Source organism: Streptomyces sp. PU-14G (assembly GCF_041028275.1).
Classification (GTDB): domain Bacteria; phylum Actinomycetota; class Actinomycetes; order Streptomycetales; family Streptomycetaceae; genus Streptomyces.
In genome coordinates this window covers 13,659-37,853 of the sequence record NZ_JASKYT010000007.1, presented here as the reverse complement: position 1 = coordinate 37,853, position 24,195 = coordinate 13,659, and the positions used below count along the sequence as shown (strand labels likewise).

18 protein-coding genes are annotated in these 24,195 nt (G+C 72.0%); 6 read left to right on the top strand and 12 right to left on the bottom strand.

Going from position 1 to position 24,195, the window contains the following annotated elements; all coding sequences use genetic code 11:
* Positions 1–592 precede the first annotated feature (592 nt).
* Together AB8Z75_RS01915 and AB8Z75_RS01910 are read right to left on the bottom strand one after the other, a co-directional pair.
* Positions 593–1,540, bottom strand: coding sequence for a helix-turn-helix domain-containing protein (locus tag AB8Z75_RS01915; RefSeq protein WP_369199558.1), 948 nt, complete (start codon positions 1,538–1,540; stop codon positions 593–595).
* Positions 1,541–1,550: 10 nt separating this feature from the next.
* Positions 1,551–2,378 carry an alpha/beta fold hydrolase gene (locus AB8Z75_RS01910; protein WP_369199557.1) on the bottom strand — a complete coding sequence of 276 codons (828 nt, stop codon included), beginning with the start codon at positions 2,376–2,378 and terminating at the stop codon, positions 1,551–1,553.
* Positions 2,379–2,546: 168 nt separating this feature from the next.
* Here AB8Z75_RS01910 and AB8Z75_RS01905 point away from each other — a divergent pair, with 168 nt between their 5' ends.
* Entirely contained in the window at positions 2,547–2,981 is a 435-nt protein-coding gene (locus AB8Z75_RS01905; protein WP_369199556.1) for a Rieske (2Fe-2S) protein, read from the top strand.
* A 75-nt stretch (positions 2,982–3,056) separates the two neighbouring features.
* Here AB8Z75_RS01905 and AB8Z75_RS01900 read toward each other — a convergent pair whose 3' ends face one another.
* The gene (locus tag AB8Z75_RS01900; RefSeq protein WP_369199573.1) at positions 3,057–4,583 is read right to left on the bottom strand and encodes a sugar porter family MFS transporter; all 1,527 of its coding nucleotides are present in this window, start codon (positions 4,581–4,583) and stop codon (positions 3,057–3,059) included.
* Between the two features lie 635 nt (positions 4,584–5,218).
* Here AB8Z75_RS01900 and AB8Z75_RS01895 point away from each other — a divergent pair.
* Complete coding sequence (locus AB8Z75_RS01895) at positions 5,219–8,485, top strand: phosphodiester glycosidase family protein (RefSeq protein ID WP_369199572.1); 3,267 nt, start codon at positions 5,219–5,221, stop codon at positions 8,483–8,485.
* 101 nt (positions 8,486–8,586) lie between these two features.
* On the opposite strand, the gene AB8Z75_RS01890 is transcribed toward AB8Z75_RS01895, so the two are convergent.
* The 4 genes from AB8Z75_RS01890 to uvrB all read right to left on the bottom strand — a co-directional run bounded on the left by AB8Z75_RS01890 (position 8,587) and on the right by uvrB (position 14,862).
* Complete coding sequence (locus AB8Z75_RS01890; RefSeq protein ID WP_369199555.1) at positions 8,587–9,624, bottom strand: TerC family protein; 1,038 nt, start codon at positions 9,622–9,624, stop codon at positions 8,587–8,589.
* A 252-nt stretch (positions 9,625–9,876) separates the two neighbouring features.
* Complete coding sequence (locus AB8Z75_RS01885; protein WP_369199554.1) at positions 9,877–11,931, bottom strand: TerD family protein; 2,055 nt, start codon at positions 11,929–11,931, stop codon at positions 9,877–9,879.
* 55 nt (positions 11,932–11,986) lie between these two features.
* The gene (locus AB8Z75_RS01880; RefSeq protein WP_114020900.1) at positions 11,987–12,565 is read right to left on the bottom strand and encodes a TerD family protein; all 579 of its coding nucleotides are present in this window, start codon (positions 12,563–12,565) and stop codon (positions 11,987–11,989) included.
* A 173-nt stretch (positions 12,566–12,738) separates the two neighbouring features.
* Positions 12,739–14,862 carry an excinuclease ABC subunit UvrB gene (gene uvrB / locus AB8Z75_RS01875; protein ID WP_369199553.1) on the bottom strand — a complete coding sequence of 708 codons (2,124 nt, stop codon included), beginning with the start codon at positions 14,860–14,862 and terminating at the stop codon, positions 12,739–12,741.
* A 206-nt stretch (positions 14,863–15,068) separates the two neighbouring features.
* On the opposite strand from uvrB, the gene AB8Z75_RS01870 reads away from it, so the two are divergent.
* The 3 genes from AB8Z75_RS01870 (at position 15,069) to AB8Z75_RS01860 (ending at position 18,511) form a co-directional block, all read left to right on the top strand.
* The gene (locus AB8Z75_RS01870) at positions 15,069–16,055 is read left to right on the top strand and encodes a glycerophosphodiester phosphodiesterase (protein WP_369199552.1); all 987 of its coding nucleotides are present in this window, start codon (positions 15,069–15,071) and stop codon (positions 16,053–16,055) included.
* 303 nt (positions 16,056–16,358) lie between these two features.
* A complete protein-coding gene (locus AB8Z75_RS01865) occupies positions 16,359–16,985 on the top strand; it encodes a methylated-DNA--[protein]-cysteine S-methyltransferase (protein WP_369199551.1) in 627 nt (208 codons plus the stop codon).
* A 260-nt stretch (positions 16,986–17,245) separates the two neighbouring features.
* On the top strand, positions 17,246–18,511 hold the full coding sequence (locus AB8Z75_RS01860; protein WP_369199571.1) for an MFS transporter: 1,266 nt from the start codon (positions 17,246–17,248) through the stop codon (positions 18,509–18,511).
* A gap of 162 nt (positions 18,512–18,673) precedes the next feature.
* Here AB8Z75_RS01860 and AB8Z75_RS01855 read toward each other — a convergent pair whose 3' ends face one another.
* The 5 genes from AB8Z75_RS01855 to AB8Z75_RS01835 all read right to left on the bottom strand — a co-directional run bounded on the left by AB8Z75_RS01855 (position 18,674) and on the right by AB8Z75_RS01835 (position 22,951).
* A complete protein-coding gene (locus tag AB8Z75_RS01855) occupies positions 18,674–19,456 on the bottom strand; it encodes a PIG-L deacetylase family protein (RefSeq protein WP_369199550.1) in 783 nt (260 codons plus the stop codon).
* Positions 19,457–19,785: 329 nt separating this feature from the next.
* Complete coding sequence (locus tag AB8Z75_RS01850) at positions 19,786–20,226, bottom strand: type II toxin-antitoxin system PemK/MazF family toxin (protein ID WP_369199549.1); 441 nt, start codon at positions 20,224–20,226, stop codon at positions 19,786–19,788.
* Positions 20,219–20,968, bottom strand: coding sequence for a hypothetical protein (locus AB8Z75_RS01845; RefSeq protein ID WP_369199548.1), 750 nt, complete (start codon positions 20,966–20,968; stop codon positions 20,219–20,221). The genes AB8Z75_RS01850 and AB8Z75_RS01845 overlap by 8 nt, the downstream gene beginning before the upstream one ends.
* A 375-nt stretch (positions 20,969–21,343) precedes the next feature.
* Positions 21,344–22,027 (bottom strand): GPP34 family phosphoprotein, encoded by a 684-nt coding sequence (locus AB8Z75_RS01840; RefSeq protein ID WP_369199547.1) that lies wholly within the window; start codon positions 22,025–22,027, stop codon positions 21,344–21,346.
* A gap of 318 nt (positions 22,028–22,345) precedes the next feature.
* Positions 22,346–22,951, bottom strand: a complete 606-nt coding sequence (locus tag AB8Z75_RS01835; RefSeq protein WP_369199546.1) for a helix-turn-helix domain-containing protein — start codon at positions 22,949–22,951, stop codon at positions 22,346–22,348.
* Between the two features lie 80 nt (positions 22,952–23,031).
* Here AB8Z75_RS01835 and AB8Z75_RS01830 point away from each other — a divergent pair, with 80 nt between their 5' ends.
* Entirely contained in the window at positions 23,032–24,117 is a 1,086-nt protein-coding gene (locus AB8Z75_RS01830) for an NAD(P)/FAD-dependent oxidoreductase (RefSeq protein WP_369199545.1), read from the top strand.
* Positions 24,118–24,195: the final 78 nt, after the last annotated feature.

Here is a 24,195-nt window from a genome sequence, read left to right as displayed (position 1 = left end):
GAGCCCTGGGCAGGCCGGGCCCTGGGCAGGCCGGGCCCTTGGCGGGCTGGCCGCCAAGCTGGCCGCGCTCCCGGGCCGAGCGGGGGCCCGGCGCCGACACCTGTCCCAGCCTGCCCACCAGAACGCGGCGCCCGGGACGGTGCCGGGGCGCGGCCGGTGCCCGAGCAGGACCGATGTGCCCGGGCAGCCAGCGTCAAGCGGCCAGCGCCAGGTTCGGATCCGGGCTCAGGGCCTCTGTTCGGGCCCAGGCCCGAGTCCGGGCCGGGGGGCCGGGGAGCGGCCCGGTGAGCCACCGCCTCTGCCGGGGGCCGGCACGACGCCCGGAGCCGGCACGACGCCCGGAGCCGGCACGGCGCCCGGGGCCGGGCCGGGGGCCGAGTCCGGGCCAGGGCCGGGCCGGGGCCGGACTCGGCCCGGTGAGCCACCGCCTCCCCCCGGGGGCCGGCACGGCGCCCGGGGCCGGCGGTGGCGTGGCTGTACGTTCGGTCGGGGCACGGGCGGGCGTCGGGTCGCCGTCCGAGGTCAGGCCGACTTCGGCCGACTTCCCCGCGTGTCGCGCCCGCACAGGGCGCCCCGCACCGCCCGCTCAGTGTCAGGGCTGGTGTGCGGAGGGACGCGGTTCGTCTCGGGTCCGTGGTCGGTGGGGGTTCGGAGCGGGTGGTGGCGAAGCGGGCCACGCAATGTCGTCGATCGCGAGCCATGGCGCGGCGGCCACGGCCGCGGGCGTGAGTCCGGTGAACTCCCTGACCTCCCTGTGGAGGTGCGGCTGGTCGACGTAGCCGCTCTCGGTGGCGACACCGACGGCGGTGCGGCCCGCCGCCAGCAGGTGGGCGGCGTGGTCGAAGCGCACCAGGCGGGCGGCGCGCTTGGGCGTGATGCCGAGCTGGGAGCGGAAGCGAGCCGACAGGCGTTTGCGGCTCCAGCCGACCTCGTCCGCCAGGCCGGCGACGCGCACTCTCCCCCGGCTGCCGCACGTCCGCCGCCAGGCGTGGGCGACCTCCTGGTCGACCGGTGGACGGGTGCCCAGCCGTGCCAGCCCCGTCGGCTCTGCCAGCCGCCGGAGCAGGAGGTCCCGCGCTGCCGTGAACCGTTCGTCCCACGATCCGGTGGCGCGCAGGCGGTCCTCGGCCTGCGCGGCGTCGCGGCCCCACACCTCCTGCAAGGACACCGCCTCCCCGCTCAGGTCGGTCTGCGCCCCGAACAGAGCAGCCGCCACGACCGGCTCCAGCCTGATCTGGAGGACCTCGCCCACCTGGCCACTCGCCCGGAAGTCGCCGGGGAGGAGTCCGACGGCGACGCTGCCGCGTCCGTACCGGCCACCGGCGTCGTGGGCGAGGTCTGCTCCGTCGCTCAGGTCGAACAGCAGGGTGACGGAGGGGTGCGCGATCATGGCGATGTCCGCGAGCGCGGGAACGCGGGGGCGGAAACCGGCCATGCTGATGCCCGGCAGCCGACATGAGGGGGAGGGGACGGCGATGTCCCACAACGTCCAGTCGAGCGTCCCGGCCGGTGCCCCGGCTGATGTCCCGGTCCGCAGCATGAGACCGAATCTAGGGCAGCACGGGCGGGGTGTCAGCGTCCGCCGCCGTGAAGCCGAGCAGCAGTGCGCTGGTCGCCTCGGGCGCTTCGAGCAGCGGCACGTGTCCGACCCCGGGCAGCAGTTCGACCCGGGTGCCGGGCACCGAGTCGTACTGGTGTGCCGATGACGGCTCCCACCGCGGGTCCGCGGCACCGAAGATCACCAGCTTGGGCACGTCGAGTGCGGCGAGACGCTCGGGCGCGCTCCGCTCGGCGAGGTAGGCGGTGTTGCGGCTCGCGATCTTCCGGAAGGCCCGGTAGGTGATGGCGCCTACGCCCGCGACCAGGTCGTCGGGGACGTCCACCGGGCGGGCGGTCGTCGCCCTGATCCCCTTGCGGATCCACGCGTCCGAGCGGATCGACCACAGCAGCGGCCCGAGCGGCGGGCCCAGCAGCGCCCGGAGGACGGCCGGCTGCGGAAGGAGCGCATCGGGGCTCGGACCTGTGCTGATCAGCGTGAGCGACCCCACCAGGTCGGGGCGCTGCTCGGCGAGCGCCGTGATGACGTAGCCGCCGCTGGAGTGTCCGGCCGCGGCGACGTGACGCAGGCCGAGATCGTCGAGCAGGCCCGCCACCCGCGCCGCTTGCGCGGGCACCTCGTAGGACGGCGCGGGCGGGGACTGGCCGCAGCCGGGGAGATCGACACGGACGACATGACGGCGTTCGGCCAGTGCCGGGAGCATCGGACTCCACGTGTCGCCCGAGGCCCCCGAGCCGTGGACGAGCAACAGCGGCGGCGCCTCCCGCGCGCCGTCGTGGACCACGTGCATCCCGTGCGCCTGCTCAACGTATCCGCTCATGCGGCTCATGATGGGGAGGCCGCCGACCGCCTGTCTTGTACGAATGTCGCCCCGGGGCCGGCACCGAGCGAGCAGCGGTGGGGCACTGAGCAGGCATCGCGCGAGCGCCGGGCGACCGCGTGCCCGCTCCTCAGGCCGGTGCTCGGAAGGGACAGATGAGGACGTAGAGTGCGGCGCGTGACGACGAGCAAGGAATCACCGGCCACGCGCCGCACCGTGCTGTGCGGCGCCGCGCTGGCAGCGCTGGGATTGACGGCCGCCGCGTGCGGCGGGGCCGGCTCCGACGATGCGGAGGGCCCCGACAAGCCCGTCGACCTGGGTGAGGCCCAGGCCGTGCCCGTGGGCGGCGCCAAGCTGTATCCCGAGCAGAAGATGCTGGTCTCCCAGCCCGAGAAGGGCGACTTCAAGGGGTTCAGCGCCGTGTGCACCCACCAGGGCAGCCTGCTGGGCGAGGTCGACGGGGAGGTCGCCGTCTGCCCGCTGCACGGGAGCCGGTTCCGCGTCGACACGGGCGAGGTCGCCCATGGCCCGGCCACCAAGGCGCTGCCCTCGGTGCCGGTGAAGGTGCGGGACGGCAAGCTGGTGGCCGGTTCGGACAGCTGACGGTCACTGGTGGTCGGTTCGGACAGCTGACGGTGGCTGGTGGCCGCATTGGTGGCCGGTTCGGAGAGCCGGCGGTCAGGGGCGTGGGCGTTCGCTGGAGGTGGCGATGCCCGTGCCCAGTGCGGCGCCACCGCCGGGGCTGAGCCCGCCTTCTTTGGCCGGACCGCCCGGTGCCTCGTCCGGCCAGCGGCCACCGTTCTGCCAGTAGCCGCGGATCTCCTCCAACTGCCGGCCCTTGGTCTCCGGCGCCATCCGGGCCATGAAGGCCAGCGCGACCAGAACCAGGACGGCGAACCCGCCGAACGCCCAGGTCGCGCCCAGCTCCTCCAGCACCGCGGGGAAGAACTGGGCGACCAGGAAGTTCGCCGCGAGGTCGGCCGTGAGCATCACGGAGGCGCCCAGCGAGCGCAGCCGCGCGGGGAACGCCTCGGAGGCGTACACCCAGATGAGGGAGCCGAAGCCGAAGTTGAAGGCGGCGGTGAACAGCGCGAGGGCACCGAAGCCGATCCAGATGCCGGTCCCGCTGAGGGAGTGGGTACCGAAGACCACGGCCAGCACGATGAGGGTGGCCAGCATGGTGCCGATCCCGGAGAGCAGTACGACGCGGCGGCCGAGCCGGTCGACGACGAAGAGGGCGAGCACGGTGGCGACCAGCGAGATCAGTTCGACGATCGCGGGCAGCAGGAAGTTCTGCCCGTCGCCGTGGAAGCCGAGGGTCTCGAAGATCTGCGGGCTGTAGTAGGTCACGGCGTTGATGCCGGTGATCTGGCAGAAGAAGCCCATGCCGATCACGAAGACGGTCGCCCGGAGGAAGGGCCGGCGGACCATCCGGCCGAGAGAGCCGCCGCGACCGCCGCGCTCGGCGTTCAGCTCGCGTTGGATGGCGGCGCTCTCGGCCACCGGGTCCACGTCCGGGTCGGTCGCGGCCATGACGCGGGCCGCCTCGTCCACCCGGCCCTTGAGGAGGTACCAGCGTGGGCTGTCGGGCAGCCGCAGCAGCGGGATGATGACGAGCGCCGAGGGGATGGCGGCCACTCCGAGCATGATCCGCCAGTGTCCGCCGTCGGAGAGGCCCCAGTTGACGAAGTAGGTCAGGGTGATGCCGGCGACGCAAGCGACCTGGTAGCCGGCGACGGCCGCGCCCCGCAGCCGGGCCGGCGTGGATTCGGCGATGAACAGCGGTGCGGCCACGATGGAGATGCCGATGGTGACGCCGAGCAGGAAGCGCACCAGGTCGAGGACGACGACGGTGGGGGAAAGCGCGGAGAGCGCGGAGAAGACGGCGTACGCGGCGGCGACGATCACCATGGTCGGCTTGCGGCCGAGCGCGTCGGACAGGCGGCCGGCGATCAGGGCGCCCACAATGGTGCCGAGCACCAGGATGCTGTTGACGAACCCGGATTCGCTCGCGCTCAGCCCGAAGTCCTTGCTCAGGAAGACCAGGGCACCGGAGATGGACCCGGTGTCGTAACCGTAGACGACGCCCACGACGGCGCCGGTCGCCACGATCAGGCGGCCTGTGCGGTAGGTGGGTGAGGCTGGCGGTTGGGCGGTGCTCGGTGTTGCCATGGAGCGGTCCTTCGGTGGTGGCTGAGAGACCAGACGGCATGCGACGCGACGCGTGATGCTGCAAGGTTTCCGCCGATTTCGCGCAGCTGTCAACAACAATCGAGGCCGACCTGCCGCTTCTTGCGCGGAAATAGCTCTTTCGAGTCATGAACGCGCACTGACGCGAGGCAGTTCGAGCAGAGCACGCCGTTTCCCCGACCGTCACGCCGCGGATGCCTCCAGCAGGGCGATGTTTCCCCCGACTTCGCTCCCGCCCTCTGGTGTAGACCGGTCCGCCTTGGGACCCTGTGCCGCACTGTGCGCAGAAAGTGCCGAGAAAGCCGTTGTCTGTGGGGGACGTTGTGAGACGAGTCCACGCACGCGCAAGCAGGTCCACGACACGCGCAAGACGCGCCCGGAGCGTCCGGGGCGCGAACACCGAAAGCGGCGCCCGCAGGAGCCCGGGCGCATCGAGCACCGGGAGCACGAGCGTCCGAAGACGCGGCGGCCGTCTGAGGGTGGCGCTGCCCGCGGCGGCGGCCGTCTCAGCGCTGCTGAGTGGCCTGCTGCCGGCCGGGGCCGCGCTGGCACAGACACCGCAGCCGCCCGGAGGCCCGGCACCCCGCAGCGCCGCGCCCCTCGCCGGCGACGGCAGCGCCCAGGGCTCCGGCGGCTCGTCCGGCCAGGGCATGGAGCTGGCCCGTACGACCCGGCCCCTCGCCCCCGGCGCCGAGCTCACCTCCTTCTCCCGGTTGGAGCCGGACAAGTGGCTGCGGGCGGACGCGCTCTCCCTGGATCTGGGGGGCGGCGCCCGGGGCGCCGGCGTGGACTATCTGTCCACGGGCAAGGTCTCCGACCGCCGGACCGTCAGCGAACTCGCGAAGGCGCACGACCCCGGCAAGGGCCGCCGTACCGTGGCCGCGATCAACGCGGACTTCTTCGACATCAACGAGACGGGCGCCCCCCTCGGCCCCGGCGTCCGCGACGGCGAGCCGGCCCACTCTCCCGCCCCGGGCACGTCGGAGGCGGTCGGTGTCGGGCCCGGGGCCGCGGGCCGGATCCTGGACCTGTACTTCGAGGGCACCGTCACCCTTCCGGGTGGTACCGCGCCCCTCGGCGGCCGGGACGCGGCGAACGTGCCCGAGGACGGTATCGGGCTGTACGACTCCCACTGGGGCGAGGCCGACCGGGCACTGACGGTCGATCAGGAGTCCGAGGTGGCAGAGGTGACCGTCGAGGACGGCGAGGTCACCTCCGTATCGCGGAAGCCCGGAAAGGGTGACATCCCGCAGGGGGCGACCGTCCTCCTCGGCAGAGGTGACGGCGCCGAACGGCTGGCAGCACTGAGCCCGGGCGATCCGGTCGCGGTGGAGTACCACGTGCGCACGGCGGACGGTTCGCCCCTGCCACGTACCGCGGTGGGCGGGCGAGGGCTGCTGGTCGTGGACGGGAGACCGCAGGACTGGGAGGGCAGGCCGAACAACACGGCGGCGCCGCGCACGGCGGTCGGCTTCTCCAAGGACGGCAGCACCATGCACGTCCTGACGGTGGACGGCCGCCAACAGGCCTCAGGTGGCGTGACGCTGACCGAGCTGGCCCGGATGATGAAGAAGTTGGGCGCCTACAACGCCCTCAACCTCGACGGCGGCGGCTCCTCCACGCTGCTGGCCCGGGAGCCGGGCACACAGGCGCTCCAACTGGAGAACGCGCCGTCCGACGGGGAGGAGCGGGAGGTGCCCAACGGACTGGCCCTGACCGCCCCCGCGGGCTCCGGGCGACTGGCCGGCTTCTGGGTGGAGACCGCCATCGACCCGGACGAGGCCCCGACGGCGGACACCGTGCCGGGCGGCCACCCGGATCGGGTCTTCCCCGGTCTGACCCGGCGGCTGAGCGCTGCCGGGTACGACGAGACGTACGGCCCCGCCAAGGGCGCGCCCCGGCCCGCCTGGCACGCTTCGCGGCCCGGCGTGGGACGGGTCGACGCGCGAGGAGTCTTCCACGCACGCCGGGACGGCAGCACGACGGTCACCGCGCGGCAGGGCGCGGCGCAAGGGTCCACGAAGCTGCGTGTGCTCGGGGAACTGGACCGCATCCGGCCCACCACGGACCGGGTCGGGCTGGCCGACAGCGCGGCGACGGCCTCGTTCGGGCTGGTCGGCTTTGACGCGGACGGCAACAGCGCCCCCGTCGAACCCGCCGACGCACGGCTGTCGTACGACCGTTCGCTGTTCTCGATCACCCCGGACGAGGACGCCGCGACCGGTGCGTTCACCGTGAAGGCGCGCGGCGGGCAGGGGTCGGCGTCGGGAACCGTGACGGTCACGGTCGACGGGCACACGACCCGTCTGGCCGTCACCGTGGGACTGCGCGAGCAGCGGGTCGCCGACTTCGACGACGCCTCCGACTGGACGTTCAGCGCTGCCCGCGCGGAGGGCTCCGTGGCTCCCGAACCGTCGGGCAAGGAAGGAGGCGGGCTGAAGCTGAGCTACGACTTCACCGGGTCGACGGCCACGCGTGCCGCCTACGCCAACCCGCCCGCCGACCGTGCGGTTCCCGGCCAGCCGCGCAGCTTCACCCTGTGGCTCAGAGGCGACGGCTCCGGAGCGTGGCCGTCGCTCCACCTCAAGGACGCCGCGGGCACCGACCAGGTGCTGCGCGGCCCGCTGGTGGACTGGCGGGACTGGCGCCAGATCACCTTCGAGGTACCCGAAGGGGTTGCGTATCCGCTGAAGCTGCACCGTTTCTACCTGGCCGAGACCCGGCCGACAGCCCAGTACAAGAGCGAGGTGGTGCTGGACGAGCTGGTGGCACGCACCCCACCGGACGTGGACCTGCCGTCCGCCGGGCGCCCGCACGATCCGTTGATCTCCACCGCCTCGGACGTCGCCGGGCGGGACTGGCGGTTCGCGGTGATGTCCGACGCCCAGTTCGTGGCGCGCGACCCGGACAGCGAGGCGGTGCGGCAGGCCCGGCGCACGCTGCGCGAGATCCGCGCGGCACGACCCGACTTCGTCGTCGTCAATGGCGACCTGGTGGACGAGGGGTCGCCCGAGGACCTTCGGTTCGCCCGCACCCTGCTGGAGGAGGAGCTCGGCGACGCCGTCGACTGGTACTACGTGCCGGGGAACCACGAGGTGATGGGGGGTTCGATCGACAACTTCGTCAAGGAGTTCGGGCCGGCGCAGCGCACGTTCGACCACAAGGGGACGAGGTTCATCACCCTCGACACCTCCTCGCTGACGGTCCGGGGCGGCGGATACGCGCAGTTGAGTCAGCTGCGACGGCAGTTGGACGACGCGGCGCGGGACCGCGGCATCACCTCGGTCGCCGTCATCCAGCACGTGCCGCCGCGCGATCCGACGCCGCAGAAAGCCAGCCGGCTCACCGACCGGATGGAAGCCGACCTGCTGGAGGACTGGCTCGCCGGCTTCCGCGCCCGCTCGGGCAAGGGCGCGGTGCTGGTGGCAGGACACGTCGGGGCGTTCGACGCCTCCCGGGTGGACGGTGTGCCCTATCTCGTGAACGGGAACGCCGGGAAGGCGCCCGCCGCCCCGCCGGACGAGGGCGGATTCACCGGCTGGTCGCTGCTGGGTGTCGACAAGGGCCGTCCCGGGCGGGACGGCGAGTGGATCGCGGCCCAGACCCGCGCCCACGTGGACCGGCTGACGCTCCAGGCTCCGGTGCGTCTGGCGGTGGGCGGCGAGGCCACGGCCTCGGCCACCGTCGAACAGGGCAGCGGTCCTCACGCACGCCGGGTGCCTGTCGGCTGGCCGGTGAGCGCGGACTGGCCGGGATCACCGGGACTGTGCGTGCGGGGACACGTACCCCGGGGGCGCTGTGTGGTCTCCTACGATCCCCGCAGCGGCTCCTTGACCGGAAAGAGGCCCGGCACGGTCACTCTTTCGGTGCTCGTGAACGGAGAGCGTGCCGCACAGAAGGTGACGGTCACCCGCTGAACGCTCGCCGGACCGCCGCCGGCCGCGCACCGAACCGCTGAAAAGCTCCCGGCCCCGCCCCCTACCGGAAGGAGTGGCGGGGCGGGGCCGGGAGGTCGGTGTCAGGAGTCGACGTCGGCCCGGTGTTCGGCGTCGGCGTCCTGGCCCTTCCGGGTGCCGCGAGCGTCGTCGCCCCCGGCGACGTCCTCGGCCACCGCCTGCTTCTTGGAGGCCATCAGTGACGTGATGGTGGTGACGATCAGCACCGCGCAGATGACCCCGAGGGACACCGGAATGCTGATCTCCGGGACGTGCACCCCGGTCTCGTGGAGGGCGTGCAGCACCAGCTTGACGCCGATGAAGCCGAGGATCACCGAGAGCCCGTAGGAGAGGTGGACCAGCTTCTTCAGCAGGCCCCCGATGAGGAAGTACAGCTGGCGCAGCCCCATCAGGGCGAACGCGTTGGCGGTGAAGACGATGTACGGGTCCTGGGTGAGGCCGAAGATCGCCGGGATGGAGTCCAGCGCGAAGAGCACGTCCGTCGTGCCGATGGCGAGCATCACGATCAGCATCGGCGTCATCAGCCGCTTGCCGTTCTCGACGATCGTCAGCTTGGTGCCGTGGTACTTGTCCGTGGACGGGAAGCGGCGCTCGATGGACTTGAGCAGCCGGTTCTCCTCGAACTCCTCGTCCTCCTCGTCGGAGCGGGCTTCCTGGATGAGCTTCCAGGCCGTCCAGATGAGGAAGGCGCCGAAGATGAAGAAGACCCAGGAGAAGGTCGAGATGATGGCTGCGCCGGCCGCGATGAAGATGCCGCGCAGCACCAGCGCGATCAGGACACCGACCATCAGGACCCGCTGCTGGTAGATCGTCGGCACCGCGAACTTCGCCATGATCAGGACGAAGACGAAGAGGTTGTCGACGCTGAGGGACTTCTCCGTGATGAAACCGGCGAAGAACTCGCCCGAGGCCTGGCCTCCGCCGAACAGGAAGACGCCGAGTCCGAAGAGCCCGGCGAGGACGATCCAGACCGTGGTCCAGATCCCGGCTTCCTTGAGGGAGACCTCGTGCGGCTTGCGGCCGCCTATGAAGAAGTCGACGGCGATGAGGGCGCACAGACCCACGATGGTCAGCGCCCAAGCGGTCATGGATACGTCCATGAATATTCCTCCGGCTTGCATTCGAGCATGGGCCGGAGGTCTCTTCCACCCGGGACCGCGCCCACAGCGACCGGGCCAGCGCCCCGGGACCGTCCCTGACCGGCCCGTACTGACGGGGTCGCCGCGTGGCTGGGAATACTCCCCTCCGTGCAAAGAAGAGTAAAGCAATCCCATGAAAAGGTAAAGCCTCGGCTCGCGGGAGCCCGGCCCGACCGCGGCGAAGCGGCAGGCACGGGGGCGCAAGCGGAGGGCTCAGCCCTGCGTGGACCGGCGGGCCGCCACGACGCGGCGCAGCACCTGGTGAAGGACCTGGCTGCCGTTCGGCACCGCCGGCGGCTCGTACGTCCACGCGTGGCCCACCCAGGGGTCGGCGAGGTGGTCGTCCGGCACCGGGGTCAGCCGCAGCAGCGAGCGCCACAGCGGGTCGAGCACGGGGCCGTAACCACGCGCCTCGTCCCGGTCGGCGACCATCATCAGGCCCACACCGACCGAGGGGCCCTCGTCCGCGAGGTAGCGCAGCTGGTTGACGGCGCGGTCGTCGAAGCCGTGCGGGAAGTCGTGGACGACCAGCAGCTGGTCCGCCACGTCCAGGTCCGGCGGAAGCGCGTCGGTGGCTCCGCTGCGCACCGCCATCTGCACCAGATCCACCCGCTGGGTGAGCCGCTCCAGCGTGCGCGCCACCCCGGAGGCGCCCGCAGCCGGTGGATCGCGCAGCGCGCCCGACTCGACCAGCGGAAGCAACCCGGTGGCCGCCGACCCCGCCGGGTCGATGACGTGGAGCGTCAGCTGGCCGGCCGGGTGGACGGCGAGGAGCTGGGCCGCCAGCACCGTGGCCGTCTGCGCCGCGAGGTGCGCCAGCCCGTCCTGGTCCGCCGGGCCCGCCTCGCTGCCGCGCAGCGGCCCGCTGTCGATCCACAGTCCGCGCTCCAGCGGCAGCCGCACCAGCATCGGGATGCGCAGCTCGCCGCTCTCGGCCAGACTGAGGTCGCCCACGCGCAGGGACAGTGGCCGCTCGGTCGGCGGCTCGTACGCCTGCCAGACCGGGCTGTCCCAGCGGGCCAGTGCGGGCGGCAGCGCGGGCTCGACCACCTCGGCCTCCGCCACCAGCTGGGCGACATCCCGCTCCAGCACGGTGCGGGCCTGCTCCACGAGCGCGCCGTGCTTGGCACGGGCCTCGCTGCGGGCCGCGTCGGCGGCGGGGCTGACGCGGGCGCGGGGATCGCCGAGCACCCCTTCGAGCTCGCGCTCCATCCGGGTGTCGGCGAAGTCGACGGCGGAGCGGTAGGCAGCGACCGTACGGGCCAGGTCCTCGAACATGCCCCACACCTGGTTGTGGAGGCGCTCCTCCATCGACCATCCGGGGGCGTCACCCGCGACGGGCCCGGCGTGGCCGCCGGGCGCGCCCTGCGGGGCGGCGGCGGGCTGCGTCCGCGCGGGCGGGACCGCCGGCCGCGGAGACGGCTGCTGCTGCCCTGCCGACGGCGGCGCGGCAGCCGCCCGCCGAGGGTGCCGGTAGTCGATCGGGCCGCCGCTGCCGGACGGGGGTGCCTCGGCCCGGGCCGAGGCCGAGGGACGGCCCGCGGGGGCGGCGGGCTGCTCGCTTTGGAGACCGCCCGCGCTCTCGGCCTGTACGGCGTCGGGGCTCTCGGCCCGCACGGCGTCCGGATCCTCGGCCGGTGCGGCGTCCGGATTCCCGGCCCGTACGGCGTCAGGGCGGCGGGCCTGCTGCTGGGGCGGAGGCGCCACGGAGCGGGCCATCCCCGCGGCCACGGCCTCGTTGATGGTGTCCGCGAGGCCGCGTGCGTCGGACAAGCCCTGGTCGGCGAGCATCGCGGCGAGACCGTCGGCATAGCCCTGCCCGACCGCCCGTACCTTCCACGTCCCCCGGCGCAGATACAGCTCCAGGGCGACCACGGCGGATTCGGCGGACAGCCCCGTCACCGCGTAGCCGGCGATCTCCTGCCCGTCCAGCCCCGTGACGGCGAAGAAGGGGGCGGCCAGCCCGGCGAACCGGCCCGGCCCGCCGGCCCGGGCCGGCAGGGCCAGCAGGATGTTGACCCGGTGGACGTCCTCGGGCAGAGCCGCCAGGTCGACGGCGAGCCGGTGGACGGCCGCGGCCTGGCGGGAGACCTCCACACCCGGCAGGTGCGGCTCGGCCGGATGGGCGACCCATCCGGCGTCGCGCATCCGGCCGTGCTCGTCGTTGAACGTCGCCCCGGCGATGACGGGCGTGTCCGCCGTCACCCGGATCTCCACCCGGCTCCCGGGCAGGGGGTGGTTCTGCCCCCGCACCAGCTCCGCCGCCATCCTCGCGCCTCTCCCCCAGTGGCTCGTCACACCCGCGACAGGACCGGACCCGCGCTCACAGCTTCGGCAGGATCGCCGGCATCAGGTCCTGGAACGTGCGGCCGTTGGCCGGGTCGCCGAGGGCGGTCATCTGCCAGCCGTCGCCCTGGCGGTGCACCTTCGCCATGATCTGCGCGGTGTACTGGCCACCGCCGGTGAGGGTGTAGCGGGCCATCTCCTGGCCGGTGGTCTCGTCGATGAGGCGGCAGAACGCGTTCTCCACCTCGGCGAAGGTCTGCCCCGTGAAGGAGTTGACCGTGAAGACGATCTGGTCGATGTGGACCGGAACGCGCTGGAGGTCGACCATGATCGCCTCGTCGTCGCCCCCCTGGCCCGCGCCGCCCACCAGGTTGTCACCGGTGTGCTTGACCGAGCCGTCGTCGCTGACCAGGTGACGGAAGAAGACGACGTCGACGGGCTGCTTGTCGGCGAACAGCACCGCCGAGGCGTCGAGGTCGATCTCCTTGGTGCGCTTGCCGAACAGCCCGCGGCGCTGCGCGGCCTGCCAGCCCAGGCCCATGCGCACCGCGGTGAGCGTGCCCCCGTCGCTCTTCTGCAGGCTGATCGCCTGGCCCTTGGACAAGTTGACCGTCACGTGCGTCCCCTCTCTGACCTGTTGAACAGGGGCCGCCGAACGAGCGACGGCCACCCGGCACAGCACCCTACGCAAGAGCACTGACAGGCCGGGGCGCCGCCCGCTTCTTGTGTCGGTCTTGCAACACTCGGCGAACGCCCCGCAGGCCGTCGGAAAAGCAGGGGACGCAGGCGCTACTTGAGCCCCACTTCCTTCATCTGGCGGAGCTCCTTCTTCAGCTCGCCGACCTCGTCACGCAGCCGCGCCGCCACCTCGAACTGGAGCTCGGCCGCGGCGGACCGCATCCGCTCGGTCAGCTCCTCGATGGTCTCCGCCAGTTCGGCGGCGGGGCGGTCGGTCAGCTCGGCCTCCTTGGCCCGCTTGCTCTTGGCCGGAGTGGGCGCCTTGCTCTTCGCGGCCTTACCGCCCTTGCCCGTCTCGTCCCGCTGGCGGTAGCCGGTCTCCAGCAGCGCCTCGGTGTCGATCTCCTCGCGGGCGATGTCCGCGACGATGTCACCGATCTTCTTGCGGAGCGGCTCGGGGTCGATGCCGTGCTCCTCGTTGTAGGCGATCTGCTTCTCACGGCGCCGGTTGGTCTCGTCGATGGCGCGCCGCATACCGGGCGTGACCTGGTCCGCGTACATGTGGACCTGGCCGGAGACGTTGCGCGCCGCGCGGCCGATCGTCTGGATGAGGGACGTGCCCGAACGCAGGAAGCCTTCCTTGTCCGCATCGAGGATGGCCACCAGGGAGACCTCGGGCAGGTCGAGGCCCTCACGCAGCAGGTTGATGCCCACCAGGACGTCGAACTCTCCGGACCGCAGCTCCCGCAGCAGTTCGATGCGGCGCAACGTGTCCACGTCGCTGTGCAGATAGCGGACCTGGATGCCGAGCTCCAGGAAGTAGTCCGTCAGATCCTCGGCCATCTTCTTGGTGAGAGTGGTGACCAGCACCCGCTCGTCGCGCTCCTCGCGCTCCCGGATCTCGTGCACCAGATCGTCGATCTGCCCCTCGGTCGGCTTCACCACGACCTCGGGATCGATCAGGCCCGTCGGACGGATGACCTGTTCCACATAGCCGTCCGAGCGGGCCAGCTCGTAGGGGCCCGGGGTCGCCGACAGATACACCGTCTGGTCGATGCGCCCCAGAAACTCCTCCCACTTCAGCGGGCGGTTGTCCAGCGCGGAGGGCAGCCGGAAACCGTGGTCGATCAGGGTGCGCTTACGCGCCGCGTCGCCCTCGTACATGGCGCCGATCTGCGGGACCGTCTGGTGCGACTCGTCGATGACCAGCAGGAAGTCGTCGGGGAAGTAGTCCAGCAGGGTGTGCGGGGCCGAGCCGGGGTCGCGGCCGTCGATGTGCCGCGAGTAGTTCTCGATCCCCGAACAGGTGCCGATCTGGCGCATCATCTCGATGTCGTACGTCGTGCGCATCCGCAGCCGCTGCGCCTCCAGCAGCTTGCCCTGCTTCTCCATCGACGTCAGCGTCTCGGCCAGCTCCGCCTCGATGGCCGTGATGGCGCGCTCCATACGCTCCGGGCCCGCCACGTAGTGCGAGGCGGGGAAGACGTACAGCTCCTGATCGTCCGAGATCACCTCGCCGGTGATCGGGTGGAGCGTGGAGAGTGCCTCGATCTCGTCACCGAACATCTCGATGCGGACGGCCAGCTCCTCGTAGACCGGGAAGATCTCGATCGTGTCGCCCCTCACCCGGAAGGTGCCGCGGGTGAAGGACACGTCGTTGCGCGCGTACTGGACGTCCACGAAGCGGCGCAGCAGCTCGTCCCGGTCGCACTCTTCCCCGACCTTCAGCTTCACCATGCGGTCCACGTACTCCTGCGGGGTGCCCAGGCCGTAGATGCAGGAGACGGAGGCGACCACGACGACGTCACGGCGGGTGAGCAGCGAGTTCGTGGCACTGTGGCGCAGACGTTCGACCTCCTCGTTGATCGAGGAGTCCTTCTCGATGTAGGTGTCCGTCTGCGGGACGTAGGCCTCCGGCTGGTAGTAGTCGTAATACGAGACGAAGTACTCGACCGCGTTGTTCGGCAGCAGCTCGCGGAACTCGTTGGCGAGCTGCGCCGCCAGGGTCTTGTTCGGCGCCATCACCAGGGTCGGACGCTGGAGCTTCTCGATCATCCACGCGGTGGTGGCCGACTTGCCCGTACCCGTCGCACCCAGCAGGACCACGTCCTTCTCACCGCCGGTGACACGCTGTGCGAGCTCCGCGATGGCGGTCGGCTGGTCGCCGCTGGGCTGATAAGGGCTGACGACCTCGAAGGGCGCCACCTTGCGTTCGATCTCGGTGTTGGGCCGCATGTTCACCACCGTACGACTCGGCACTGACACCCGGCCCCGGGCTCGCAAACTACCCCCCACTGGCAGATAGCTGCCAATTTCTTTCGCCGCAGGTCACAGGCTTGCGCACCGCTCGTTCAGCTCTACGCCACTTTGTCCCCGCTTGTTTGTATTGCGCATCGGGAACTGTTTCCGCAGTCCGTGCAGGCACAAGCGAGGAGTCCCGCATGTCGATACGCCCGCTGACCGCTGCCGCCACAGGCGCGCTGCTGGGTATGAGCGCGCTCTTCCTCACCGCCGCTCCGGCCGCCACGGCCACCGAGCGGTCGGCAAGACAGACGCCGGAGCCTGTCGTAGACTCCGCCGCCTCGCCGCAGTCCGATGCTCCCTCGCCGGCGGCGGAGAGCAGGAAACCCCACCACTCGCCGCTGACGGTGGCGCACAGGGGAGCATCCGGTTACGCGCCGGAGAACACCCTGGCCGCCGTCGACAAGGCGCATGAGATGGGCATCGACTGGGTCGAGAACGACGTGCAGCGCACCAAGGACGGAAAGCTGGTCGTCATCCACGACACCACGCTCTCCCGCACCACAGACGTCGAGGACCGCTTCCCGGACCGCAGCCCCTGGAACGTCACCGACTTCACCCTCAAGGAGATCAAGACGCTCGACGCGGGCAGCTGGTTCGGCAGCGAGTTCAAAGGCGAGCGCATCCCGACCCTGGCGGAGTACCTGGACCGCATCACCCGCAACGGACAGGACCTCCTCCTGGAGCTGAAGTCGCCCGAGCTCTACCCCGACATCGAGCGGCAGACCCTCGGCGAGCTGCGGACCGAGGGGTGGCTGGACCGGCAGCACACCAAGAGGAAGCTCATCATCCAGAGCTTCGACAAGAACGCGATCGCCAAGGTGCACCAGCAGAACCCGGCGGTGAAGACGGGCTTCCTGGGCACGCCCAAGACGAGCGAGCTGAAGGACTACGCGAAGTTCGCCGACCAGATCAACCCCACCTCGGCGGACGCCACCAAGAAGTACGTGGACGCCGTCCACGCGCTCAAGGGTCCGCACCACAAGCGGCTGGAGGTCTTCACCTGGACCGTGAACGACGCCGAGACCGCCCGCAAGGTCGCGGACGCCGGGGTGGACGGCATCATCTCCAACAAGCCCGACGTGGTCAGCGACGCCGTGGCGAAGGCCGCCACCCCCGCGAGCTGAGCACCTGCCGTCGGGGGAGACGCCCGCCCGGCCGGCGTCGGCCGGGCCGCCCTGCCCGGCCGGCACCGGGCCCGCCCAGGGGTCGCGTGGGGGGGGCGCGCGGGAGTCGCGCGGGGGTCGGCCGAGTCCCCGGCGGCGGGCGTCCGGCGTCCGGCGTCCGGCGTCCGGCGTCCGGCGTCCGGCGTCCGAGAGCACGGTGGCCGAAAGCACGGTGGCCGCGGGCACGGGGCGCGGGAACGGCGGCCGTGGGCCGCGAGAGGCCTGTCAGTAAGGATTGTCAGTGGGCGGCTCTAGGGTGCCTGTATGACTGACACCACGGTGGAGCCGCCCGGCGGCCCGTCGGACGGGAAAGCGGGGCGGGACGTGCCCGGCGCGGCGGCGCCCGGGGCTCCGGCCGCCGCTGCCTCGGCCCGGGCCGTACGGGAGACCCCCATCGGGCCGCTGCTGCTCGCGACCACCGACAAGGGCCTGGTCAACGTGGTTTTCCATGCGCGAGGCCGCACGCTGGAGAAGGCCCTGGCCCGGCTGTCGGGACGGCTGGGCACCGCAGGGCCCTCCTCTGCGGCCGATGCCCACCTCTCCGCCGCCGTCACCGAACTCGACCGCTACTTCGACGGGGCCACCGGTCCCTTCACCGTTGCGCTGGACTGGTCGTTGACCGGCGGTTTCCACGAGCGGGTTCTGCGGGAGCTCGCGGCGGGCGTGCCGTACGGAACCACCGTGGGCTACCAGGACCTCGCGATACGGGTCGGCGACGCGGGTGCCGCCCGTGCGGTCGGCCTGGCCATGGGCGCCAACCCGCTGCCGATCGTGGTGCCCTGCCACCGGGTGCTGGAGAGTTCCGGTGCCATCGGCGGTTTCGGGGGCGGTCTGGAGACCAAACGCAGCCTCCTGGCGCTGGAAGGCCTCCTTCCTCAGCCGCTGTTCTGAGCCGCGGCGTCAGCGCCGGTGTTTCTGGGTCGCGGCGTCAGAGCGCTCTACGTTGCCCCGGCGCGGTGACCGCACATGCCCCCGACGTACTCACGTTCGAGATGCGGCCGTAAGTCCGTGGTGGGGAGGGCGGGAGCGCTGCGAGACTGCGCCGTGTGACGGACATACGCGAAACGGCCGACGGTGCTGGCGAGGCGGAGAGACCAGCGAGAGGCGCCGGGGAGACCGGTCGGACGGAGGCCGGTCACGCGGAGGCCGATCTGCTCGGGGGCGGCGGGCTGGAAGCCGTGCGGCGGCGGGTGCACACGGCGCTGGTCGTCAGTCAGATCCTCGGAGGGCTCGGGAACGCCACCGCCGCCGCTCTGGCGGCGGTGCTGGCGGAGCAGATCGGTGGCTCAGAGGCCGTCGCGGGGCTGGCGTCCACCTCGTCGGTCATCGGAGCGGCACTGCTGTCGCTGCCTTTCGCCGCGCTGATGGCCCGGCGCGGCCGGCGCGCCGGACTCGCGACGGCGTACGCGGTGGCCGCTGCGGGCGGGGTGACGGTGCTGGTCGCAGCCACCCTGCGTAACTTCCCTCTACTGCTGGTGGGCATGGCGGCGTTCGGAGCGAGCAACGCGGCGAACCTGCAGGCGCGCTTCGCGGCAGCCGATCTGGCCCAGCCTCGGCACCGTGCGCGCGCCATCTCCACGGTGGTCTGGGCCACCACCGTCGGCGCCGTCCTGGGACCGAACATCGCGGCGCCTGCCGGGGCGAGCGTCGCCGCGCTCGGACTGCCGCAGGCGGCCGGACCGTTTCTGTGGGCCACCGGAGCGTTCCTGGTGGCCGGAGGGGTGCTGCACCTGATGCTGCGTCCCGATCCGCTGCTGACGGCTCGCACACTGGCACGGGCCCAGGAGGAGCACGGCGAGGGGACCGCAGGCAGCTGGGACGGACGGTCCTTGCGAGCCGGGCTGGCCGCGGTGCGGGGCTCGTCCCGGGCCCGCGTGGCTCTGGTGGCGATCGCGGGTTCCCACACCGTGATGGTCTCCGTGATGGTGATGACCCCCGTCGACCTCGGTGGGCACGGCGCCGGAGTCGAACTGATCGGGCTGGTCATCAGCGGGCACATCGCCGGGATGTACGCCTTCTCACCCGTGATGGGCTGGCTCGCGGACCGCGTCGGCCGCCTCAGCGTCGTGCTCGCGGGGGTGGCGCTGCTGGCCTGCGCGACGGCGCTGGCCGGGACGGCGGGCGGCAACCACGCGCAGTCCGCCGTGGGACTCTTCGTGCTGGGCCTGGGCTGGTCGGCAGGACTGGTGTCGGGCTCGGCGCTGCTGACCGACGCGGTACCGCAACACGCCCGTGCAGCCGTTCAGGGGTTCTCGGACACGGTCATGAACGCGGCGGCCGGCGTCGGCGGTGCCCTCTCCGGGCTGGTCGTCGCGCAGGCGGGTTACGGATGGCTGAACGCCATGGCCGCCGCCCTGCTCGTGCCCGTCGCGGCGCTCGCCCTCGCGGCGGTGCTGCGCCGACGTCCGCGAGGCTGAGCGTCACGTCCGTCCGCGAGGCTGAGCGTCACGCCCGTCCGCGAGGCTGAGCGCCACGCCCACAGGGGCCCGAGCGCCACTGCGGCGGTGGCCCGCGAGAGTGCCGTCAGCAGGGATGACCCGGGAGAGAGCCGTCAGCGGGGGTGGGCCAGGAGAGAGCCGTCAGCGGGGGTGGACTTCGAAGGCGACCGCGCGCTGTCCGCCGTTGCGCTGGGCGTACCGGTCCAGACCGCCGTAGACGATCGAGCGCGCGTACGCCTCGGGATCCTCGTCGGTGAGCGCCTCGATGTAGGCGCGGTGCTCCAGCAGGGAGGCGAGGCCCTTGCGGGCGGCCTCCTCCCCCACCGCGGCGGCGTGGGTCACGGTCGGCGTGGCGGCGACGGCCACCCACCGCACACCGGGCCACGGCAGGACACCGTCCTGCTCCAACTGGTCGGTGAAGATCCACCGGTTGCCCGCGTCGCCCACCGCGTCGAGGACGGCGCGGCCCAGGGCGCGGTGATCCGGCGTGTTCCACGGACTGCCGGGGCCGTCGCCCCAGGTGTCGTAGTGGTTGAGCGTGAGGACGAGTTCGGGCCGGTGCCTGCGGATCGCCCCGGCGATGTCGCGGCGCAGCGCCGGCCCTTCCTCCAGCACACCGTCCCGGTGGCCGAGGAACTCCACGTCCGTGACGCCGACGACGGCCGCACTCGCGCGCTGCTCCGCCTCACGGATGCGGGCCGCCTCGGCCGGCTCCAGGGTGTCGATCCCCGCCTCGCCCCTCGTGGCCAGGACATAGGTGACCTCCTTGCCGCCTGCCGTCCACTCGGCGACGGCCGACGCCACCCCGTACTCCAGATCGTCCGGGTGCGCGACGACAGCGAGCGCCCGCGACCAGTCCTCAGGCATCGCGGCGAGCCCGGGGGCGGCCCCGTGTTCCTCCGCGGTCTGTGCTGTGGCCGTCATCAGTTCCACCTTCCGTCACCGCGCCCCCGTTGGCGCCGGTCACCAGGGCAACGCCCCAGCGCGAGCACGCTGTTCCCCGCCACGGCGGTTTCGGCCGTTCGGCCGAGCCGTGTCCGCCGTCCGACGGTGGACCGGGCCGGGGGCTCCCGACCCCGGCCCGGAGAGGGCCCGCGACTTCCGGCGGGGGGCCGGGTCCGGGGCTTCCGACGGAGGCCCCGGACCCGGAGGTTCCGACGGAGGCCGGTTTCTCGTGAGTCGGCGGGCGGCCCGGGGCCAGCCCTGCGCGGCTCGGTCGCGGCGGCGCTGCCGCGCCGCGGTTCCGCTCCGGCTCAGCGCCAGCCGTACACCTGCTGGAGGCGGTGCACCACCGTGTTGAAGCGGGCACGATCCAGGGCGCAGGCCTCGCGCCGCATGCCGTCCGCATGGACGCGCAGCACCCGGTCGAGTCCTACCCACGACTCGCGGCCCTCGCGGTCCCACGGGCCCGAACCGAGCGGCACCCATTCGTGGTCGCCGTTGTGCTGCCTGGAGCTGAGCTGGACCGCCAGAACCGGTCCCGTGGCGCCGCGTCCTTCCCTGGCGACGATGAGGACCGGCCGGTCCTTGCCCCGGCCGTCGGCTTCCTCGTACGGCACCCAGGTCCACACGATCTCGCCCGGGTCGGGGTCACCGTCCGGATCCGGCGCGTACGTCATGCGCACGGGTCCGACCGACCGGGGGTCCACTTCGGTCGTCACGGTGGCAGGGGACGCTGCCGGCCCTTCACCCATAAGGGTTGCTGCGGGGGTCGATGGGGGCGCCGCCCTGCTGCTGGCCCGGGTTTCCGTAGTAGGGGCCGGGCTGCGGGGCCTGCTGCGGCGGAGCGGCCGGGGCGCCCGGGTTCTGCGGTGCGTCGTAGTAGGGGCCGGGCTGCTGGGGCGCCTGGGGCTGCTGGTAGCCGCCGGGTGCCTGCTGGGGCTCGGCGTACTGCTGCCCGGGCGGCGGGGCCTGCGGGGCCGCCTGCTGCGGCTGGGGCGGCGCGTACCCCTGCTGGGGCTGGGCGTAACCCTGCGGGGGCTGGGCGAATCCCTGCTGGGGCTGGGCGTAACCCTGGGCTCCCGCCGCGCCGTTGACGATGGCGAGTAGCTGCTCCAGCTCGTTGCGCCACATGCGGTGGACGTTGATCCGCACCTGCTTGGCCTCACCCGGCAGCGCCATGTAGTAGAAGCTCCACAGCGGGTTGAGCTGGATCTCGCCGAAAAGGGTGCGGGCCTGCTCGCGCGGGATCGCGTGCACGATCTCCTTCGGCCGCTGCGAGAAGCGGGACATCCGGTGGAAGAGCAACGCCTGCTCGGTGACCGTGATGAAGTAGTACTTGATCAGGAACTGGCCGATCAGGCCCAGGAACCCGACGCTGAGCCACGGGGTCGGGCCGGCGACGGTCCCGACCGAGACCAGCGGCTGGTCTCCCGGCGCCTGTTGGGCGATGGCCTCGGCCACCTGCTTCTTCATCGTCGCCTTGCGAAAGGCCATCGGACCACTCCTCGCTCGATTCGCCGTGGTGTGGACGGCGCAGTTTTTGTTCGGCGCAGAGTACTCGGCGAATCTGACAACTCCCCCGCCCGGGGCCACCGCAGGCCAGTACAGGGAACGGGCACGGCCCGCTTCCGGGGCGGACAGGGGCCCCGGAGCGGTCACGGTCCCGCGCGATACCACGCACGGGACCGCCGTAAAAGCCCATCTGTCCGGCGGAGTTGAGGCGGCGTGTCGGCCTCCGGTGCCCCTCATGCCCCTCGTCGGGCCGCTCGCGTGGTGACAGTCGTCACAGTCGGCTCTCACTCCGACCACGCGGGACGGTGGCCGCTTCCCCTACCGCCCCTCACATCTCACATCCAAATACGCGTCCGACTAGCGGTCGTGGCTCGGAACCAAGGTGGCGAGTGCCGTACTGGCGTGGCGCAGTTCCTCGGGCACGGACTCCGCCGAGCCGGCGCCGCGGCTGCGGTACGGCTTCGTGTGCATGCCCATGGGGACTCGCAGTGTTCTGTGCAGCCCGACCGCACGGATCAGATCGCACAGGAACAGCCCGTGCGCGTCGACCGGGCACTGCCCCGCCCCGATCGCCCGGAGGTGCATGACCAGCGGGTCGTGGGCCGCCTGGTCGGGAGCACAGCGCTTCCGCGCGAGGACGCCGGACCGTTGGTGGAGAAGGCCACGCTCCATGAGTGCCGCCCTGTGCAGCGGAAACGCTTCACTGCGCTTCCGGAGCCACCGCCGGATGCTGATGCGCCCCCCGTCGGAAACGGGGAAGTGGCCGAGCTCGGCCAGTACCTCGTCGGCCCACGGCAGGCCGGTGGCGGTGGTGTCGAGCAGTTCGATCCCGGCGCGGTGCGTCACGTCGACTCGGACGCCGAGCACGGTGGTTCTCCAGGGCCGAGGGAGGATCTTGCGCCGCAGGGTGAGTTCGCCGAGTTCGGCCGCCGCACAGCCGATGGCCGCCCGGGTGGAGCCGTGCACCTTTCCCGAAGGGAGGTGGGACAGCAGGACGAACTCCTCGGGCAGGGACAGGGGGTGGGGCAGGAAGCCGGGCATGTTCCTCCCTGGTCTACGGTCGCCCGTCCACCCTAGGTTTTGCCGCCCGCTCGGCTGCCTTGGGCCACGCATCGTCTCGAAGTGTCCCGGGTCCGCGTGGGACACCCCTGCCGGATGGCCGAAGCGGCTGACGGAACCGAGGACAGAACCGGGTGGCGGAAGGGAGCGGAACCGGGTCGCGGAAGGTGGCAGCACCGGGTCGCGGAAGGTGGCAGAACCGGGTGACGGAACAGCCGATTCTTGGCCAGGCAGCCGTGCTCCTCGCTTCCGCTGCCGATACGGAAGAGGACTCCGGTGACAACTCCCGGCCGCGCGTTGTCAGTCCGCTTCGTGCGAGGCGGAGCTGGACCGGGAGCGGGCGCGCAGGTGGACGCGTTCGCCCTGCCTGCCGAAAAGGCTGAGGAACTCGACCGGTTGGGGACCGGCAGCGTCGAACCAGTGCGGCACACGGGTGTCGAACTCGGCCGCCTCTCCCGCCGAGAGCACCAGATCGTGTTCACCCAGGACGAGACGGAGCCGGCCGTTGAGGATGTAGAGCCACTCGTAGCCCTCGTGGGTCTGCGGATCGGGCTGTTTCGGCGCTTCGGCGGCGGGGAGCACCAGCTTGTAGGCCTGGATGCCGCCTGCCTTGCGGGTGAGCGGCAGCATGGTCATGCCGTGGGCCGTGACCGGGCGCAGGTTGACACGCGGATCGCCGGTGGGAGGGGCGTCGACGAGTTCGTCGAGGGAGACGCCGTGAGCCCGCGCCAGCGGGAGCAGCAGCTCGAGGGTGGGGCGGCGGGACCCGGACTCCAGCCGGGAGAGAGTGCTCACCGAGATGCCGGTCGTCGCCGACAGCTCGGCCAGCGTGGTCTCGCGCTGCTTGCGCAGTGCACGAATCCTGGGCCCCACCGCGTCGAGTGCCTGATCGAGATCGTCGTCCATGGACACAGATTGCCACAACAGCAAGCACGTTTGCCAGTACGCCGGTCATGCGTGCACGGTTTCCGTGGAGGTGGTCACCGATGACCGAAGGACTGAACCAGAAGCTGAACGCGGTGTCCGGCGAGCTGCACGCGCCGACCGACCCACTGGCCGTCCCGCTGGCCGATCCGCTGGCCGACAGCTACGACGTCGTGGTGGTCGGCGGCGGTGCCGCAGGACTCAACGGAGCACTCATGCTGGCCCGGGCCCGCCGCTCGGTGGCCGTGATCGACGCCGGACAGCCACGCAACGCCCCTGCCGACGCCGTGCACGGGCTCATGGCCAGAGAGGGGATGAGCCCCGCCGAACTGCTCGAACGAGGCCGCAGAGAAGTACGCCACTACGGCGGGCACGTGGTCCGAGGCGAGGTGAGCGCGGCCCCCCGCACCCGGAACGGCTTCGAGGTGACGCTGAGCGACGGCCGCACCGTCCGCGCCCGTCGGCTGCTGCTGGCCACCGGCCTGGTGGACGAGCTGCCGCAGGTGCCCGGACTGCGCGAGCGCTGGGGCCGGGACGTGGTGCACTGCCCGTACTGCCACGGCTGGGAAGTCCGCGACCGGGCCATCGGGGTGCTGGCCAGCGGGCCGATGGCGATGCACCAGGCGCTGCTGTTCCGCCAGTGGAGCGCGGATGTGACACTGTTCTCGCACACCATGCCGCCGCCCACCGAGGAGCAGTCCGAACAGCTCGCCGCCCGCGGTATCCGCGTGGTGGAAGGAGAGGTTGCGGGCCTGCGGATCACCGAGGACCGGCTGTCGGGGGTCAGGCTGGGCGACGGCACGGTGATCGACCGCGACACCGTCGCGGTCGCCTCGCGGCTGGTGGCCAGAGCCGGCTTCCTCGCCGCTTTTGGCCTGCGCACCGCCGAGCACCCCTTGGGCGAGTACGTACCCGGCGACGCGACAGGACGCACCGAGGTGCCAGGCCTGTGGGCCGCGGGCAATCTCACCGATCCGGCCGCCCAGGTCGGTGCCGCCGCGGCATCGGGCGCCATGGCGGCGGCTCAGATCAACGCCGACCTCGTCAACGAGGAGACGGAGCAGGCCGTCGCAGCCGCACGCGCCCACGCCGACGCGGTGGACCCGACAGGCTCGCAGGGCCCGCAGGGCCCGGCAGACGCGGCATAGGAGAAGCCGAGGGAGCTGAGAGTGAGGACGCTGCAAGTGAGGACTCTGAGAGTGCTCAGGGTGCTGACGCCCTGACCG